Origin of the sequence: Photobacterium sp. MCCC 1A19761 (assembly GCF_037389125.1) — a bacterium.
Taxonomy (GTDB): Bacteria; Pseudomonadota; Gammaproteobacteria; order Enterobacterales; family Vibrionaceae; genus Photobacterium.
In genome coordinates this window covers 91,857-107,329 of the sequence record NZ_JAZGTF010000017.1, presented here as the reverse complement: position 1 = coordinate 107,329, position 15,473 = coordinate 91,857, and the positions used below count along the sequence as shown (strand labels likewise).

Annotated in this window: 15 protein-coding genes; 2 read left to right on the top strand and 13 right to left on the bottom strand. The window is 54.6% G+C overall.

Going from position 1 to position 15,473, the window contains the following annotated elements; genetic code table 11:
* Position 1: 1 nt before the first annotated feature.
* From dapB to murJ, 7 genes are all read right to left on the bottom strand, one after another.
* Complete coding sequence (gene dapB / locus VV869_RS16135; RefSeq protein ID WP_337735948.1) at positions 2 to 811, bottom strand: 4-hydroxy-tetrahydrodipicolinate reductase; 810 nt, start codon at positions 809 to 811, stop codon at positions 2 to 4.
* A 119-nt stretch (positions 812 to 930) separates the two neighbouring features.
* Positions 931 to 1,875, bottom strand: coding sequence for a 4-hydroxy-3-methylbut-2-enyl diphosphate reductase (gene ispH / locus VV869_RS16130; RefSeq protein WP_337735947.1), 945 nt, complete (start codon positions 1,873 to 1,875; stop codon positions 931 to 933).
* Positions 1,876 to 1,887: 12 nt separating this feature from the next.
* Positions 1,888 to 2,322 carry an FKBP-type peptidyl-prolyl cis-trans isomerase gene (fkpB, locus tag VV869_RS16125; RefSeq protein WP_337735946.1) on the bottom strand — a complete coding sequence of 145 codons (435 nt, stop codon included), beginning with the start codon at positions 2,320 to 2,322 and terminating at the stop codon, positions 1,888 to 1,890.
* Positions 2,323 to 2,482: 160 nt separating this feature from the next.
* The gene (lspA, locus tag VV869_RS16120) at positions 2,483 to 3,013 is read right to left on the bottom strand and encodes a signal peptidase II (RefSeq protein ID WP_337735945.1); all 531 of its coding nucleotides are present in this window, start codon (positions 3,011 to 3,013) and stop codon (positions 2,483 to 2,485) included.
* Complete coding sequence (ileS, locus tag VV869_RS16115) at positions 3,013 to 5,862, bottom strand: isoleucine--tRNA ligase (protein ID WP_337735944.1); 2,850 nt, start codon at positions 5,860 to 5,862, stop codon at positions 3,013 to 3,015. The genes lspA and ileS overlap by 1 nt, the downstream gene beginning before the upstream one ends.
* Complete coding sequence (ribF, locus tag VV869_RS16110; protein WP_337735943.1) at positions 5,859 to 6,830, bottom strand: bifunctional riboflavin kinase/FAD synthetase; 972 nt, start codon at positions 6,828 to 6,830, stop codon at positions 5,859 to 5,861. The genes ileS and ribF overlap by 4 nt, the downstream gene beginning before the upstream one ends.
* Before the next feature lie 98 nt (positions 6,831 to 6,928).
* On the bottom strand, positions 6,929 to 8,509 hold the full coding sequence (gene murJ / locus VV869_RS16105) for a murein biosynthesis integral membrane protein MurJ (RefSeq protein WP_337735942.1): 1,581 nt from the start codon (positions 8,507 to 8,509) through the stop codon (positions 6,929 to 6,931).
* 209 nt (positions 8,510 to 8,718) lie between these two features.
* Here murJ and rpsT point away from each other — a divergent pair, with 209 nt between their 5' ends.
* Positions 8,719 to 8,979 carry a 30S ribosomal protein S20 gene (gene rpsT / locus VV869_RS16100; RefSeq protein WP_337735941.1) on the top strand — a complete coding sequence of 87 codons (261 nt, stop codon included), beginning with the start codon at positions 8,719 to 8,721 and terminating at the stop codon, positions 8,977 to 8,979.
* 80 nt (positions 8,980 to 9,059) lie between these two features.
* Here rpsT and VV869_RS16095 read toward each other — a convergent pair whose 3' ends face one another.
* From VV869_RS16095 to nhaA, 4 genes are all read right to left on the bottom strand, one after another.
* Entirely contained in the window at positions 9,060 to 9,356 is a 297-nt protein-coding gene (locus VV869_RS16095; protein WP_337735940.1) for an ArsR/SmtB family transcription factor, read from the bottom strand.
* Positions 9,357 to 9,463: 107 nt separating this feature from the next.
* The gene (nhaR, locus tag VV869_RS16090; RefSeq protein ID WP_337735939.1) at positions 9,464 to 10,351 is read right to left on the bottom strand and encodes a transcriptional activator NhaR; all 888 of its coding nucleotides are present in this window, start codon (positions 10,349 to 10,351) and stop codon (positions 9,464 to 9,466) included.
* Between the two features lie 102 nt (positions 10,352 to 10,453).
* Positions 10,454 to 10,720, bottom strand: coding sequence for a hypothetical protein (locus VV869_RS16085; RefSeq protein WP_337735938.1), 267 nt, complete (start codon positions 10,718 to 10,720; stop codon positions 10,454 to 10,456).
* Between the two features lies 1 nt (position 10,721).
* Positions 10,722 to 11,882: a Na+/H+ antiporter NhaA gene (gene nhaA / locus VV869_RS16080; RefSeq protein ID WP_337735937.1), complete on the bottom strand. Its 1,161-nt coding sequence runs from the start codon at positions 11,880 to 11,882 to the stop codon at positions 10,722 to 10,724.
* Positions 11,883 to 12,365: 483 nt separating this feature from the next.
* Here nhaA and VV869_RS16075 point away from each other — a divergent pair, with 483 nt between their 5' ends.
* Entirely contained in the window at positions 12,366 to 13,508 is a 1,143-nt protein-coding gene (locus VV869_RS16075; RefSeq protein ID WP_337735936.1) for a Na/Pi symporter, read from the top strand.
* A gap of 161 nt (positions 13,509 to 13,669) precedes the next feature.
* Here the strand turns inward: VV869_RS16075 and VV869_RS16070 are convergent, their stop codons facing one another.
* Both VV869_RS16070 and lgt read right to left on the bottom strand, forming a co-directional pair.
* Positions 13,670 to 14,521: a thymidylate synthase gene (locus VV869_RS16070; protein WP_337735935.1), complete on the bottom strand. Its 852-nt coding sequence runs from the start codon at positions 14,519 to 14,521 to the stop codon at positions 13,670 to 13,672.
* A 140-nt stretch (positions 14,522 to 14,661) separates the two neighbouring features.
* Complete coding sequence (gene lgt, locus VV869_RS16065) at positions 14,662 to 15,468, bottom strand: prolipoprotein diacylglyceryl transferase (RefSeq protein WP_337735934.1); 807 nt, start codon at positions 15,466 to 15,468, stop codon at positions 14,662 to 14,664.
* Positions 15,469 to 15,473: the final 5 nt, after the last annotated feature.

The window sequence follows — 15,473 nt, the reverse complement described above, 5'->3', positions numbered from 1 at the left end:
TTTACAACGTATCCAGTCCGAGAACATCCTGCATGGTATAGAAGCCCGGCTGCTTGTCATTGAGCCAAGCGGCCGCGCGAACGGCACCGTTGGCAAACGTCATCCGATCCGTCGCTTTATGGGTAATTTCAACCCGCTCGCCGATATCGGCAAACATCGCGGTGTGCTCCCCGACGATATCACCGGCACGAATAGTGGCAAAGCCGATTTCATCCCGGCTGCGCTCGCCGGTGATCCCTTCACGGGCATAAACCGCCACATCACTGAGCTTATTGCCCATCGCACCGGCAATTGCTTCGCCCATCCCGATCGCGGTCCCGGACGGAGCATCGACTTTGTAGCGATGGTGCGCTTCGATCACTTCGATATCACAATAATCGCCCATCACCTTGGCTGCTTTTTCCAGCAGCTTAAAGACCAGGTTCACCCCGACACTGTAGTTCGGTGCCATCACAACCGGCACCTGCTTGGCGGCTTCGTCGATCTGCTGACGTTCTTCATCGCTGAACCCCGTCGTCCCGATCACGATTTTCTTGCCGTGCTGGCGACAAAATTCCAGGTTTGCCAACGTCGCCACCGGAGCCGTAAAGTCAATCAGCACATCAAAATCATCTTTCGCCGCCGCCAGATCATCAACAATGGTGACCGACACGGGGCCAACCCCGGCCAGCTCTCCGGCATCGACGCCCACCAAAGACGAGCCGCTACGCTCTGTGGCTGCGCCCAATGTCGCCTGCTCCGAAAGATGTGTCGCCTTAAGCAACTGACGTCCCATGCGCCCTGCCGCGCCTGCAATCGCAATTCTGACCATTGCGTGAAGTCTCCCTGATCATCTGGATTAAGTGGTAGCCCACCAATGTAGCCTGTTGACCCGGATAAAAAAAGCCCCGGCTGCAGACCGGGGCTCTGAAAAAACTTCACTCGGGGCCATTAACCCACGTTTTTGACCTGCAGCTCGCGCGGCACTTCAAAGAACATGTTCTCTTCGCGGCCGGACAGCTCTTCGACTTCCGCGCCGCTGATCTCCTGGATCCGGGCAATAATCTGATTCACCAGCTCTTCCGGTGCTGAGGCACCGGCCGTGATCCCGACTTTCTGTTTGCCGTCAAACCAGACCGGCTGGACATCTTCCGGGCAATCGGTCAAATATCCCGGCGTCCCCAGTTTTTCTGCCAGCTCACGCAAGCGGTTCGAGTTAGAGGAGTTCTTCGAGCCGACCACGATCATCACATCGACAGTCTCGGCCATCTCACGCACGGCATCCTGACGGTTCTGGGTCGCATAGCAGATATCATCTTTACGCGGTCCCTGGATCTGCGGGAAAACTTCACGCAGTTTGTCGATCACATCGGCCGTCTCATCCACAGACAAGGTGGTCTGGCTGACATAGTGCAGGTTGGACGGATCTTTAACCACCAGCTTGTCAACATCGGCCGGGGTTTCCACCAGATACATGCCACCGGTGTCGCTGGCATACTGACCCATGGTGCCTTCCACTTCCGGGTGACCGGCGTGGCCGATCAGCACCACTTCCATATTACGGCGGCTGGCACGGGCAACTTCCATATGAACCTTGGTCACCAGCGGACAAGTGGCATCGAAGACCGTCAGCTGACGCGCCTTGGCTTCGTTGCGGACCGCCTGCGAAACACCGTGGGCTGAGAAGATCACGATGTTGTCATCCGGCACTTCGTGTAACTCTTCAACGAAGATCGCACCGCGTTGCTTCAGCCCTTCCACGACAAAGCGGTTGTGCACCACTTCATGGCGAACATAAATCGGCGGCTGATACAGCTCCAGTGCCCGTTCAACAATACTGATGGCACGGTCAACACCGGCACAGAACCCGCGTGGATTGGCTAGTAAGATTTTCATTGCTGATTGCTCTTAGTTCTCTATGGTCACGACTTCAACGTCGAACGTCACCCGTTGCCCGGCGAGCGGATGGTTGAAATCTACAGTTACGGAATCACCGGCAACGGCCGTGATCACACCCGGGATATCCTGCCCGTCCGGACCGGCAAAGGCAATAATATTGCCCACTTCCGCCGGGGCGTCCGTCCCGAACTTACGCAGATCGACATGGTGAATATTATCCGGGTTCGGCAAACCAAACGCATCTTCCGGCGCCAGTTCAAAGCTGCTTTTGTCCCCGGCTTTCAACCCCAGTAAGCACTGCTCAAAGTTGTCGGTCAGGCTGCCGTCACCCATGCGAAATTTTGCCGGTTTGCCCATGGCCTGGGTTGATTCTGCAACCGAACCATCTTCAAGCTTAATGGCAAAGTGCATCAGAACTTCACTGTTTTGTGTAATCACCGACATGTAGGGTCCTTAACTTCTGGTATTGGATGGCACACGCCGCTCCGAAACTCGGGATAACCTGAGCCCGGACAGCCGGGGCCTGTATAATTAGCGCCCATTTAACAACAAAGCGCCGCCCGTATCAACGGACAGCGCTCAGGGTTATCGTCTCTGACTGAGATTAGTGGTTCGCAGGTTGTTTCTTTTTATCGGCCAGGAAGCCTTCCAAAATAATCAAACCAGCCCCGAGGCAAATCGCCATATCCGCAATATTAAATGCCGGCCAGTGGTGCTTCCCGACATAAAAATCAAGGAAGTCCACGACAAAGCCGTGATAAAGCCGATCGGACAAATTGCCCAGTGCACCACCGATAATCAGGGCATACGCGCTGTTGGCCAATTTGTGTGAGGCCGGCGCGCGACGCATCCAGAATACCAGCAAGCTACAAACCCCTAATGCGATTGCCGTAAACAACCAGCGTTGCCAGCCACCGGCATCACTCAGGAAGCTAAATGCCGCACCGTAATTATGAACATACAGCAGGTTGAAAAACGGCAGCAGTTCAATCCGGTTCGGCCAGCCATACTCCATGGTGTTCATCACCAGCAGCTTGCTGCCAATATCGACAAGGTAGACCAGAGCCGCCAGCCACAGCCAGCGCACGCCAGAATCCTTCCATGATAATTTCTGTTTCGGCGATAAATCAGTCATTAGGCAAACTTACGCTCTTCTCCGTCACCGTCGACGTTGCTCACACAGCGGCCACAGATCGATTCGTGGCCTGCGATGGCACCGACATCGGCAACATGGTGCCAACAACGATCACACTTCTCAGCCTCAGACGCGGCAACCGCAACAAACAGACCTTCCAGTTCCGTTGCTTGCGCCCCTGCTGGCTGGCTCTCGGCAACCACCACTTCCGCTTTCGAGGTCAGCAGGACGAAACGCAGCTCATCTTCCAGCTGGTTCAGCTTCGCAGCCAGCGCCGGGTTAGCGAACAGGGTCACTTCAGCCTGGAGCGCACCACCAATGATTTTTTCGTTCCGGGCTGATTCCAGCAGTTTGTTCACCGCACCACGAACCTGCTGGATCTCAGTCCAGAATTCGTTGTTCAGTGCTTCGCCGTCCGCCAGACCAAACAGGCCTTCGAACCACTCACCAGTGAAGACAAACTTCTCGCGCGACTCACCGTTGCCCTGCGCAGCTGGCATCTCGTTCCAGATTTCGTCGGCAGTGAACGACATGATCGGTGCCATCCAGCGAACCATCGCTTCGATGATGTAGAACAGTGCCGTCTGACAGCTGCGCTGCGCGTGGCCGCCAAGTTTTGCTGTGTACTGACGGTCTTTGATCACATCCAGATAGAAAGAGCCCATCTCGATAGAACAGAAGTGCATCAGACGCTGTGTTACCGCGTGCAGGTTATATTCATCATAGGCTTTGATGATGTCAGCCTGCGCCGCTTTCGCCCGACCCACAGCCCAACGATCCAGTGCCACCATGTCTTCCGCCGCCACACAATCGGTCGCAGGGTTAAAACCACTCAGGTTCGCCAGGAAGAAACGTGCGGTGTTACGGATACGACGGTACGCATCAGCAGAACGCTTCAGAATTTCATCAGAAACGGCAACTTCGCCAGTGTAATCGGTCGATGCAACCCACAGGCGCAGGATGTCAGCACCCAGCTTATTGGTCACATCTTTTGGCGCAACGACGTTACCGATAGATTTTGACATCTTACGGCCCTGGCCATCCACCACGAAACCGTGGGTCAGCACTTGTCGGTACGGCGCTTTGCCTTTCATCGCGACCGATGAGATCAGTGACGACTGGAACCAACCACGGTGCTGGTCAGAGCCTTCCAGGTACAGATCGGCGCTGTGGCCGTTATACTCTTCGCGGCTGTCGACCACAGAGAAGTGCGTCACACCGGAGTCAAACCAGACATCCAGTGTATCCAGCACTTTTTCGTAGTTCGCGGCATCTTCAGCGCCCATCAGCTCGGCCGGATCCAGATCCCACCATGCCTGAATGCCTTTCTGCTCAACCAGTTGAGCAACTTTCTCAATCAGTTCAGCGGTGTTCGGATGCAGTTCCTGCGTCTCTTTGTGAACGAACAGGGCAATTGGCACACCCCAGGTACGCTGACGGGAGATACACCACTCCGGACGACCTTCAACCATCGACTCGATACGGCTTTGACCCCACTCCGGCATCCACTGAACGCCTTTGATCTCTTCCAGCGCTTTGGCACGCAGACCGGCCTGATCCATCGACACAAACCACTGCGGCGTGGCACGGAAGATGATCGGCGTTTTGTGGCGCCAGCAGTGCGGGTAGCTGTGCTCGTAAGCATGGTGGTGCAGCAGCGCGCCGTGCTCTTTCAGCACTTCAACCACAGCATCGTTGGCTTTGAACACATGCTGACCGGCAAACAGCTCGGTATCCGGCAGATAAACGCCGTTGCTGCCGACCGGGTTGGCGACTTCCAGACCGTACTTCTGGCCCACCACGAAGTCTTCCTGACCGTGGCCAGGGGCGGTGTGAACACAGCCGGTACCCGACTCGGTGGTCACGTGATCGCCCAGGATCACCGGAACATCAAAGCTGTAGAACGGGTGATGGAAACGCAGCAGATCCAGATCAGCCCCTTTACAGAAGCCCAGGTTATGGTAGTGCTCAACACCGGCACGGGCCATCACATCACTTGCCAGCTCGGCAGCGACGATCAGACGCTCAGGGTGCTCGCCTTCCGTTTGGATCAGCACATATTCCAGATCATCACGCACGGCAACGGCACGGTTGGCCGGCAACGTCCAAGGCGTGGTGGTCCAGATCACGATAGAGACATGACCCTGGCCCTGATGGCCTTCGGCGCAGCTGAACTTAGCAACCACGGCAGCTTCGTCCGCAGCTTTGAATTTCACGTCAATCGACGGCGACATTTTGTCTTTATATTCAACTTCGGCTTCTGCCAGTGCAGAGCCACAGTCAGTACACCAGTGGACCGGCTTAAAGCCTTTGAGCAGGTGGCCCTGATCGGCAATTTTGCCCAGCGAGCGAATGATGTTCGCTTCGGTTGCAAAATCCATGGTGCGGTATGGCTTGTCCCACTGACCCAGCACGCCCAGACGGATAAAGCTCTCTTTCTGGCCTTCCACCTGACCTGCCGCATAGGCACGGCATTTTTCACGGAACTCCGCCGCGGTCACTTTCTGACCCGGCTTACCGACTTTCTTCTCGACCATCAGTTCGATCGGCAGACCGTGGCAGTCCCAGCCAGGAATGTAAGGCGCGTCATAGCCCGACAACGTCTTCGACTTAATAATGATGTCTTTAAGAATCTTATTCAGTGCGTGACCAATGTGAATATCACCGTTGGCGTATGGCGGGCCGTCGTGTAATACAAAGGATTTCTTACCCTTTTTGGCTTTACGGATTTCACCGTAAAGATCTTCATCATACCAACGCTTAAGCATCGCAGGTTCGCGATTCGCAAGATTGCCTCGCATCGGAAACCCTGTTTCAGGCAGGTTCAGGGTATCTTTATAGTCGCTCATTGATTCTCGATTCCGTTACTTGGGCGAAGTGGGACATTTTTACGCTCAGACAGCCACACCCGCGCTGTTTGAGCATCACGCTCTATTTGCGCTTTAAGCGCATCGAATGATTCGAATTTTATTTCGTCACGCAGCTTATGATGCAGCACGACCTCAATCTGATGCCCGTAGAGATCAGACTGAAAATCAAACAGGTGTACTTCCAGCTGTTGCCGGACACCATTGACGGTCGGTCGGCGGCCGACATTGGCAACCCCGGGAACCGGTTCGCCGTTAACGCCATACACCTCAACCGCATACACCCCGGAGACCGGAGACACCCGGCGCTTCAACGGGACATTGGCGGTCGGGAAACCGATCGTCCGGCCAAGTTTCCGGCCATGGGACACCCGTCCGCTGATACTATACGGACGCCCCAGCAGGGACTCAGCCAAGGGCAAATTATCATTTGCCAGGGCTTCACGGATCGCGGTACTGCTCACCCGTTGTGCCGAAACACAAAAGCTGTGGGTACTGACCACCGTAAACCCAAATTCCTTGCCGGCCGCAACCAAGGTTGCGAAATCGCCGCGCCGGCCCTGGCCGAAGCGGAAATCATCACCGACAACCAAAAACTTAACACCCAATTGCTCAACCAACAAGCGACGAACAAAGTCATGCGCCGACATGTCGGCAAAACGGCGGTTAAAGTTCACGCACAGCAGGCGATCAACGCCGACCTGCTTGAGTTGCAGATATTTATCACGAAAGCGCGTCAGTCTGGCCGGTGCATTTTCTCCGGCGAACAGTTCCATCGGCTGCGGCTCAAAGCTCATCACCGTCGCCGGCAGACCCAACGTCTGTGCCTTGGCCAGCACCTGACGTAACACTGCCTGATGACCCAGATGAACCCCATCAAAGTTACCGATCGTCAACACGCAACCGTGATGCTCCGGCTTGATGTTATGTATGCCTCGGATTAATTCCATGTGCCGATTTCATGTTCGCAGAGTGAAAAACTGACGGATTATATACTACTCTGTGTCCATCGTACCAATTTGAATCATTTTCTGATGTTTTCGCCGCTTCAATCAAGGCTCGGGGCAACCTCTTCTTCCACCTTCAGATGATGCAGACGAAGCCCCAGCAGCACCACGGTCACCAAATACGTCCCGGCACCGAGACCAATGGTAGCCGCCAGCCACAGCACCCGCTCCGACAGTGACCAGTCCAGCCATTGGGCCATCGGCGGGCAGAACCACAGCAGTACCGCGACCATTGCCGCACCGGCAACCGCGAGCCGGCCGACAAACCACAGGGTCGCCGACGTCAGTCGGTACACTTCGGCATGATGCAGGCCGCGATAGAGCAACGCCGCATTGACCAGCGCTGACAGCGCCGTGGCCATCGCCAGGCCGACATAACCGTAGAAATAAGCAAAAATAGCATTGAAGACCATGTTACTGATCATCGCAATGATGCCGAAACGAACCGGGGTCTTGGTATCCTGACGGGCATAGTAGCCCGGGGCCAGCACCTTGATCAGCATGAAGTTCAACAGCCCCGAAGCATAGGCCAGCAGCGACAGGGAGGCCTGCTCGACATCCGTCGGCGAGAATTCTCCCCGCATAAACAGCACCATCAGCATCGGCTTGGCCAGGACCATCAACCCGAGCATCGCCGGCAAGCCGAGCAGCAACACCATCCGCACCCCCCAGTCCATCGTCTGGGCGAAATGCTCACGGCTCTGATCCACATGCTTGCGGGACAAGGTCGGCAGGATCACGGTGGCAATGGCAATGCCGAACAGGCCGAGCGGAAACTCCAGCAAGCGGTCCGAGTAGTAAAGCCAGCTGATCGAGCCGGTCGCCAGGAAGCTGGCAATAAAGGTGTCAAACAGCAAGTTGATCTGGCTGACCGATACGCCGAACAGGGCCGGGATCATCAGAGTGCGGATCTTGACTACGCCCGGATCCCGCCAGCCCCACTTCGGCCTGACCAGCATTCCGGCGCGATACAGAAACGGCAACTGGAACAGAAACTGGATTAACCCGCCAAGGAACACCCCAATCGCCAGCCCGATTTCCGGTTGCGCCAGCTGAGGCGACAGGAACCAGGCACAGCCAATGATTGCCACATTCAGAAACACCGGGGTAAAGGAAGACACCGCGAATTTCCCCAACGTATTGAGGATCGCACCGGAGAGTGCCACAAAAGTGATAAACCACAAATACGGGAAGGTGATCTTCAGCAGCAGGGAAGCCAGCTCAAACTTCGGTGCCGCCGGGCCACCCTGGAGCCAGTCGACAAACCAGCCGGCCCCAAACAGGGCGGTGACCACGCCGGAGCACAACACCCCCAGCAGTGTCACCACCGTAACGATCCCGCCCAGAGTCCCGGAGGCCCGGGCGATCAACTGGCGGGTTTGGTCCAGATCGCCGCCGGCATGAGATTCCGTCAACACCGGAACAAATGCCTGGGAGAAGGCCCCTTCGGCAAACAACCGGCGTAGAAAATTCGGAATTTTATTGGCAAAGAAGAAGACATCAGCGGCAGCCCCCGCCCCCATCAGGTTGGCAACCACGACATCACGCACCAAACCCAGCACTCGGGAGACCAGTGTCATGGTGCTGACAATCATCCCGGAGCGCAATAGACGCTTGCTCACAAAAAAAACCTCACAAAGATAGCCCAGAAAGGTGACTTATAGGGCGAAAAGCTGGTAAAATCTGCCGCCATATTAACCGTGTTCATCCGCAAGTGCCAATTCTGTTGGCCCGGCGGATATTTGCACAAATCATTTGACAATCTCTGGTTTTGCGGGCATAGTCCTCGGCCTTAAATTGTCACCATACCAAGAATTTGGGAGTTACACCCTTGGCAAATATCAAATCTGCTAAGAAACGTGCTATCACTTCTGAGAAACGTCGCCAGCACAACGCTAGCCGTCGTTCTATGATGCGCACTTTCTTCAAAAAAGTTATCGCTGCAATCGAAGCTGGCAACAAAGAAGCTGCTACTCAAGCTTTTGCTGAAATGCAACCTGTTATGGACCGCATGGCGACTAAAGGCCTGGTTCACAAGAACAAGGCTGCACGTCACAAGGCTCGCCTGGCTGCGAAAATCAAAGCTCTGTAAGAGTTGTGATTTGCTAGCATGAAAAAACCGGCTCTCGAGCCGGTTTTTTTGTTGCTGTTTTCGGAGTTTCCGGTGCTGAACTAAACGTTGCAATACATCTTGTGCAGCAACTCAATCATGGCCCGAACCTCATCACTTTTCAGTCGGTAATACACTGTCTGCGCCACTTTGCGGGTATCAACCAGCCCGTCACGACGCAACCATGCCAAATGCTGAGAGAGTGCAGACTGGCTCAGTCCCAGCTTTTCACTCATCATCCCAACCGACATTTCGCCTTCCAGCAAATAGCACAGAATAAACAAACGTCTTTCATTTGCCATGGCTTTCAGTAACGCTACGGCTTTGGGCGCATTTTGCTCCATTTGCTGTAGTTCCATACTGCCACCATTATTTAAATTAAGATAATGCTAATATACTTAATTCGAGCAGGGTTTTCTAGCCGCAAATGTTGGTTTTTTGTGCCGGCGACCGTCCAGGTGCAACATTAACGGAACAATTTCCTAAAATCTGCCTCGCAGATCTTCTTCACCGCCGGGTGCATGATCATCCGCTCGGCAAAAATCACGTAATACTCCTCCTTGATTTCCCGCACCCGCTTGACCTCCTGAATGTGGTGGGAGCCTTCAATTTCCGAAGCATAGATAGACGGCGCGACAAACATGGAGCGGTGATACGAGCCAAAGGCCTTCATTAGCGCTGCATCATCAAACTCGCCGAGAATGTTCGGCGTGATCCCCTGCTGATCGAACCACTGGTGTAATTTCCGCCCCATCGCGGTCCGGCGTCCCGGCACCAACAACTTATAATCTTCGATACAGGCCGGAAAGTTCAGGGCTTTGGTTGGGGACGAGCAAAAAAAGCTCATGCTCGACTCGCCCAGCTTCTTACTATACAGCCCCGGGCTTTGCGTCGAATCGACCGGACAGTCGGACAGGATCATATCGAGCTTGTGCTGTGACAGCTGCTCCAGCAGCATTTCATGCGTGGATTCATAACAGCGCAGGTGGATCCGCTCATCCTCAGGGATCCCTTCCAGCAGGACCTTGCTAACCAGGCGTTTTGACAGGGCATCTGCGACCCCAACCTCCAGCAGCTGATTCTCCCGCTGGGTATAGTTGACGATATCGAGCATCTCATAACTGAGATCAAACATCTTATCGGCGTACTTAAACACCAGCTGCCCCAACTCGGTCGGCTCGATGTTGCGGCCAACCCGTTTGGTCAGCTTGCCTTTGAGCCGCTCCTCCAGCGCCCGGATCTGACCGGTGACCGTTTGCGGCGCCAGAAACAGCGCATCCGCTGCTTTAGTCACCGACCCTTGTTTGCAGACCATCCAGAAGTAATAGAGGTGGTTGTAATTAAGATGAGACATGTCGCCGTTACGAATCCAATAAAAAACCCCAGAGCCGCAGCTTACGCTGAGCCTCCGGGGTCTTCAATAGCCTGGGTCAAGGATTCTCCGAAACCTGAGTGGTTAATTGGTCGAAGTTTCCGACATTGTCTCCAGATTGACCGATTTGCGGTAACGCTCGCCAACACGCTGTTCCAGGGCACGGGAGCGAAAATTATCTTCCTGCTTCATCATTGCTGCAGTCTCAACACTCGCCTTACCCTGGCTCACACCTGCCAGATAAGCCTGGCAAATTTCCGTATCCTTATTGTGGGTGGTACAGCTCTCATAATCCGGAGCCGCCATCGCCGCTGACGATACCAACAATGCAACGCTCAGAAGATAACGCATATTATGCCTCCGCTTTTGGCAAAGACCGACTCAACATGGCATAACCGATCACAGCCGAGACGGTGGAACCTAACAGAATACCCAAGCGCGAATAGGTGCTGAAATCTTCCGAAGCACCCACAAACGCCAGGGATGAAATAAAGATCGACATGGTAAATCCAATCCCGCACAGCACTGAGACCGCAAAGATGTGGCGGAACCCGATACCGTCAGGCAGTTTCGCAATCCCGCTCTTCACCGCCAGGTAGCTGGCACTGAAGATCCCAAGCGGCTTACCGATAAACAGGCCCAGGGCAATCCCCAGCGGCAGCATCGAGGTCAGTCCAGCCAGTGAAACGCCTTCCAGCGAGATCCCGGCATTGGCAAATGCGAACAACGGCAGAATAAAGAACGCAACAGACGGATGCAGGGCATGCTCAAGATGCTTCAGCGGCGAATGCTGTTTGCCATCTTCCGATGCCTCACCGGAGAGCGGAATCGCAAAACCAAGGACCACACCGGCCAGGGTCGCATGAACCCCGGACTTCAGCACGCTGATCCACAGCACCGCACCCACCACCAGATACCAGGAAAGCTTGGTGACATTTTTTGCGTTCATCACGAACAGGGCTGCCGTGGCAGCAAAGGCAACCGCCAGAGCCATGGTCGATAGATCGCTGCTGTAGAACAGAGCAATAATGACAATCACACCCAGGTCATCAATAATGGCCAGCGCCAGCAGGAACACCTTCAGCGAAACCGGCACCCGGTTCCCCAACAAGGCCATGATCCCCAGGGCAAATGCGATATCCGTCGCCGCCGGGATCGCCCAACCTTTGATGGCCAGCGGATCAGCCGCATTAAACGCCACATAAACCAGCGCCGGCGCCAGCATACCGCCCAGCGCAGCAATGGCCGGGAAAATCGCTTTTTCTTTCGTATTCAATGCACCTTCAATCAGCTCTCGCTTGACTTCGAGGCCAATCAGCAAGAAGAAGATAGCCATCAGACCATCGTTGATCCAATGCGACACAGAAAGCCCGGCGACATAGGTATGCAGTGCGCCGTTATACAGAGGCTCCAGAGGCGAGTTAGCAATTATCATTGCAATCGCGGCGGCAATGATCAGGATAATCCCGCCGGCAGACTCTAATTTGAGAAATTTACGAATTGCATCGGTCATCGACCGTCACTCCTTAGCATGAAACAAATGTCACAATGAATGTGTAAAAATAGTTTAGACGTCAGCGTCCTACTCTGAAAAATCGTTTGTTTAGAGATAAGACCTCGAAAAAACCGAGGTATTAAATGGAATACAAAGCAATATTCCGCATAATTGATGGCTGGCGCCAAAATTGGCTTTATGAATTACTATGAAAACACTCAATAGAGACAAGAGTGCACTGGCTTTGACCGGAAATAGAGCAAAAAACGCCATCTTTCCCCAAGTGATAAATGACTAACTAAGTATCTATAAAACATAGAATTAATCTGAAACGTATAGACGCCGTTACATTTTTAACCGTCTTAACTGGTCACAAAACAACCACAGATTTCCGTTGTTGTCAGAAATGTCATATTTCTGAAATATTCGATCTCTACCATCGCCCGCAGATTTCACTTTAATGAAACCCAAACGACATACTCTTGTCATGGAGAAATGATTATGACTACCCAAGCCACTACTGCTGAACAGATGAGCAGCTCTATGCGTTGGGTCCGCTGGGCTAATCTGGCGTTCATGCTTTACATACTACTGGTTGCTGTGTCTATGGTGAGCAGCGGCTTTAAATGGTCAGTAGGCGAACAAGCCAAAACCCTGTTTGAATTCGCGTCCCACCCGATTGCCGGCCTGATGATCGGCCTGGTGGCAACGTCTCTGATTCAATCCTCCAGCACGGTTACTTCCATTATTGTCGGCCTGGTCGCCGGGGGCCTGCCTGTAGAGACCGCCATTCCAATGGTGATGGGGGCCAATATCGGCACCACGGTGACCAATACCCTGGTCAGCCTGGGCCACGCCCGCTGCAAAGATGAGTTCCGCCGCGCGTTTGCCAGTGCCACTGTTCATGACTTCTTTAACCTGCTGGCTGTTGCGATTTTCCTGCCGCTGGAGATGATGTTCGGGATCCTCAATAAAGTATCAACCTGGCTGGTGACGCCGCTGATGGATGCCGGCAATATGAGCCTCAAGGGCATGAACTTCATGAAGGTGCTGACCAAGCCTGCAGTTGCTGCGGTCAAAGGTCCACTGGAAGCCCTGGGCAACATGGGTGGCGTGGTGATGATCGTCATCGGTATTGCCTTAATCTTCCTGGCCATTACAGTAATGGGCAAACTGATGCGTAGCCTGATGGTCGGCCGTGCCCGCGAAATTCTGAAAAGCGCCATTGGTCGCGGTCCGATCCACGGCATTGCCTCTGGCACCGTGGTAACGGTTCTGGTTCAGTCGTCATCAACCACCACCAGCCTGATGGTGCCACTGGTTGGGACCGGCGTTCTGAAAGTCCGTGATGTCTACCCGTTCACTCTGGGTGCCAACATCGGAACCTGTATCACCGCCCTGCTGGCCGCGACGGCAATCTCCGGCGAGAACGCCATCTTTGCGCTGCAAATCGCCCTGGTGCACCTGTCGTTTAACGTCCTGGCTACCCTGCTGATTTATGGCGTACCGTTCCTGCGCGAACTCCCGCTGAAGGCTGCGTTCTCCCTAAGCGACCTGGCCAGCCGTAACAAAGCCGCAGTTGCTGCCTACCTGGGTCTGGTCTTTATCGCGATTCCGGGCTCTATCCTGGCCTTTACGGCCTAACGACTCCCCGGCAGTCGCCCATGAAAAAGCCCCGCAATTGCGGGGCTTTTGTCGTTTTGGGGCCGGTGCGATAACCTCAAGCTTATCGCGGCCCAGAGCTATGCTTAGACCCGAATATGCTTAAGGCCAAGAACGAATGCTCTTAGATCGAAAACAAATGCTTAGACCGAAAACGGATACTTGATCGGCTCGTGGTGCTGATAGCCCGTGACTTCAAAATCATCCAGTGTCACCCAGGTTTCAAGATCGTCAAGCGAGCGAATATCCGGATTGATTTTCAGCTGTGGTGACGGGAACGGCTCACGCTTGAGCTGTACATCCCGCATCAGCGGCAGCTGATCCTCATAAATGTGCGCGTTAATGATCTTGTGATAAGCCTGCCCCGGCTTGTGGCCCGTGATTTGCGCCATCAGCGCCAGCAGCGTAAAGACCTGAACCTGATTGAAGTTCAGCCCCAGCGGGACATCACAGGAGCGCTGATAGCTGGTGAGATGAAGCGTATCCCCCAGCAGGGAGAAGGTATGAGTGTGCATGCACGGGCGCAGACAACCGCGATCAAACTCGCCCGGGTTATAAAACGTCAGGATTTCCCCGCGGTCATCGATGCCACGGCTGAGATCGTCGACGATTTTTCGCAGCTGATCGACCGTCGAGCCGTCCGGCTTCTGCCAGCGACGCCCCTGGACCCCGTATACCCGGCCCATGTCATCCTCACCTTGCCGGTGCGGGTTATTCAGCCAGGCTTCATTCTCGTTGGCGTTGGCATTCCAGGTGTTACAGCCAATCGCGCGAAACTGCGCGGCGCTGTCGTAGCCGCGCAGATAGCCCAGCAGCTCGGCAATCGCGGCCTTCCAGAAACTTTTGCGCGTAGTGATCAACGGAAACTGGTTGTTCGCGACATCATAGCTCAAATCGGCATTCACCACCGTCAGACAACGCTTCCCGGTCCGTTCATTTTCAACCCATACGCCGTCATCAACAATGCGCTGACAGAGCGCTAAATACTGCTTCATTTTCCCACCCGTTGTTCGTTGAGCCGTACCGCAGCGGTACACTGTTGGCTCAATTTTATCAGAATGAACGAAAACAGGCAGCCGAAAGGCTGCCTGTGGTCAATCGCTTGCTTCCCCGGGGTTACCGGAGTTTTCACGGCTTATGCCGTTTTGTTGCGTGGCTGAAACTTATACGCCCACAGCATCAGCAACAGACCGCCGATTACCATCGGCAGCGACAGGATCTGGCCCATGCTGATCCAGCCGCCAAACAGCCCCAGGTGTGCATCCGGTTCGCGGAAATACTCGACAATAAAGCGGAAGCTGCCGTAGCCGAGCAGGAACAGACCGGAAACCGCCCCGGCCGGACGCGGCTTGCGAATAAAGATATTGAGGATGAACAACAGCACCAGACCTTCGAGGAAGAACTCATACAGCTGCGACGGGTGGCGCGGCAACGGTCCGCCGGTCGGGAACACCATGGCCCACGGCACGTCCGTGGTCCGTCCCCACAGTTCACCGTTGATGAAGTTGCCGAGCCGGCCAACCCCGAGACCAAAAGGCACCAGCGGCGCGACAAAATCAGCCACATTGAAAAAGGTCCGCCCCTGCTTGTGGGCATACCAGAACATCGCCGTGATCACCCCGAGCAACCCACCGTGGAACGACATGCCGCCGGTCCAGACTTTGAACAAATACAGCGGATCGGCCAGGAACAGGTCGAAGTTATAAAACAGGACATAGCCAATGCGCCCGCCCAGCACCACGCCAAGGAACCCGGCGAACAACAAGTCGCTGACCTGCTCGCGGGTCCAGCCACTACCCGGCTTATCTGCCCGGCGATTGGCCAGCCACATGGCGAACAAGAATCCCAGCAAGTACATCAGGCCATACCAGCGCACCGCCAGCGGGCCGAGTTCAATGACCACCGGGTCAATATTCGGAAACGTTAAATAACCTTGGCTCATTCAAT

Excerpts from the sequence above, each read along its gene's own strand:
- VV869_RS16095 (WP_337735940.1), bottom strand. The coding sequence starts at position 9,356 with ATGGAACTACAGCAAATGGAGCAAAATGCGCCCAAAGCCGTAGCGTTA.
- ispH (WP_337735947.1), bottom strand. The coding sequence starts at position 1,875 with ATGAAAATCTTACTAGCCAATCCACGCGGGTTCTGTGCCGGTGTTGAC.
- ileS (WP_337735944.1), bottom strand. The coding sequence starts at position 5,862 with ATGAGCGACTATAAAGATACCCTGAACCTGCCTGAAACAGGGTTTCCG.
- VV869_RS16085 (WP_337735938.1), bottom strand. The coding sequence starts at position 10,720 with ATGCGTTATCTTCTGAGCGTTGCATTGTTGGTATCGTCAGCGGCGATG.
- nhaR (WP_337735939.1), bottom strand. The coding sequence starts at position 10,351 with ATGTCTCATCTTAATTACAACCACCTCTATTACTTCTGGATGGTCTGC.
- lgt (WP_337735934.1), bottom strand. The coding sequence starts at position 15,468 with ATGAGCCAAGGTTATTTAACGTTTCCGAATATTGACCCGGTGGTCATT.
- lspA (WP_337735945.1), bottom strand. The coding sequence starts at position 3,013 with ATGACTGATTTATCGCCGAAACAGAAATTATCATGGAAGGATTCTGGC.
- ribF (WP_337735943.1), bottom strand. The coding sequence starts at position 6,830 with ATGGAATTAATCCGAGGCATACATAACATCAAGCCGGAGCATCACGGT.
- VV869_RS16070 (WP_337735935.1), bottom strand. The coding sequence starts at position 14,521 with ATGAAGCAGTATTTAGCGCTCTGTCAGCGCATTGTTGATGACGGCGTA.
- dapB (WP_337735948.1), bottom strand. The coding sequence starts at position 811 with ATGGTCAGAATTGCGATTGCAGGCGCGGCAGGGCGCATGGGACGTCAG.
- VV869_RS16075 (WP_337735936.1), top strand. The coding sequence starts at position 12,366 with ATGACTACCCAAGCCACTACTGCTGAACAGATGAGCAGCTCTATGCGT.
- fkpB (WP_337735946.1), bottom strand. The coding sequence starts at position 2,322 with ATGTCGGTGATTACACAAAACAGTGAAGTTCTGATGCACTTTGCCATT.
- nhaA (WP_337735937.1), bottom strand. The coding sequence starts at position 11,882 with ATGACCGATGCAATTCGTAAATTTCTCAAATTAGAGTCTGCCGGCGGG.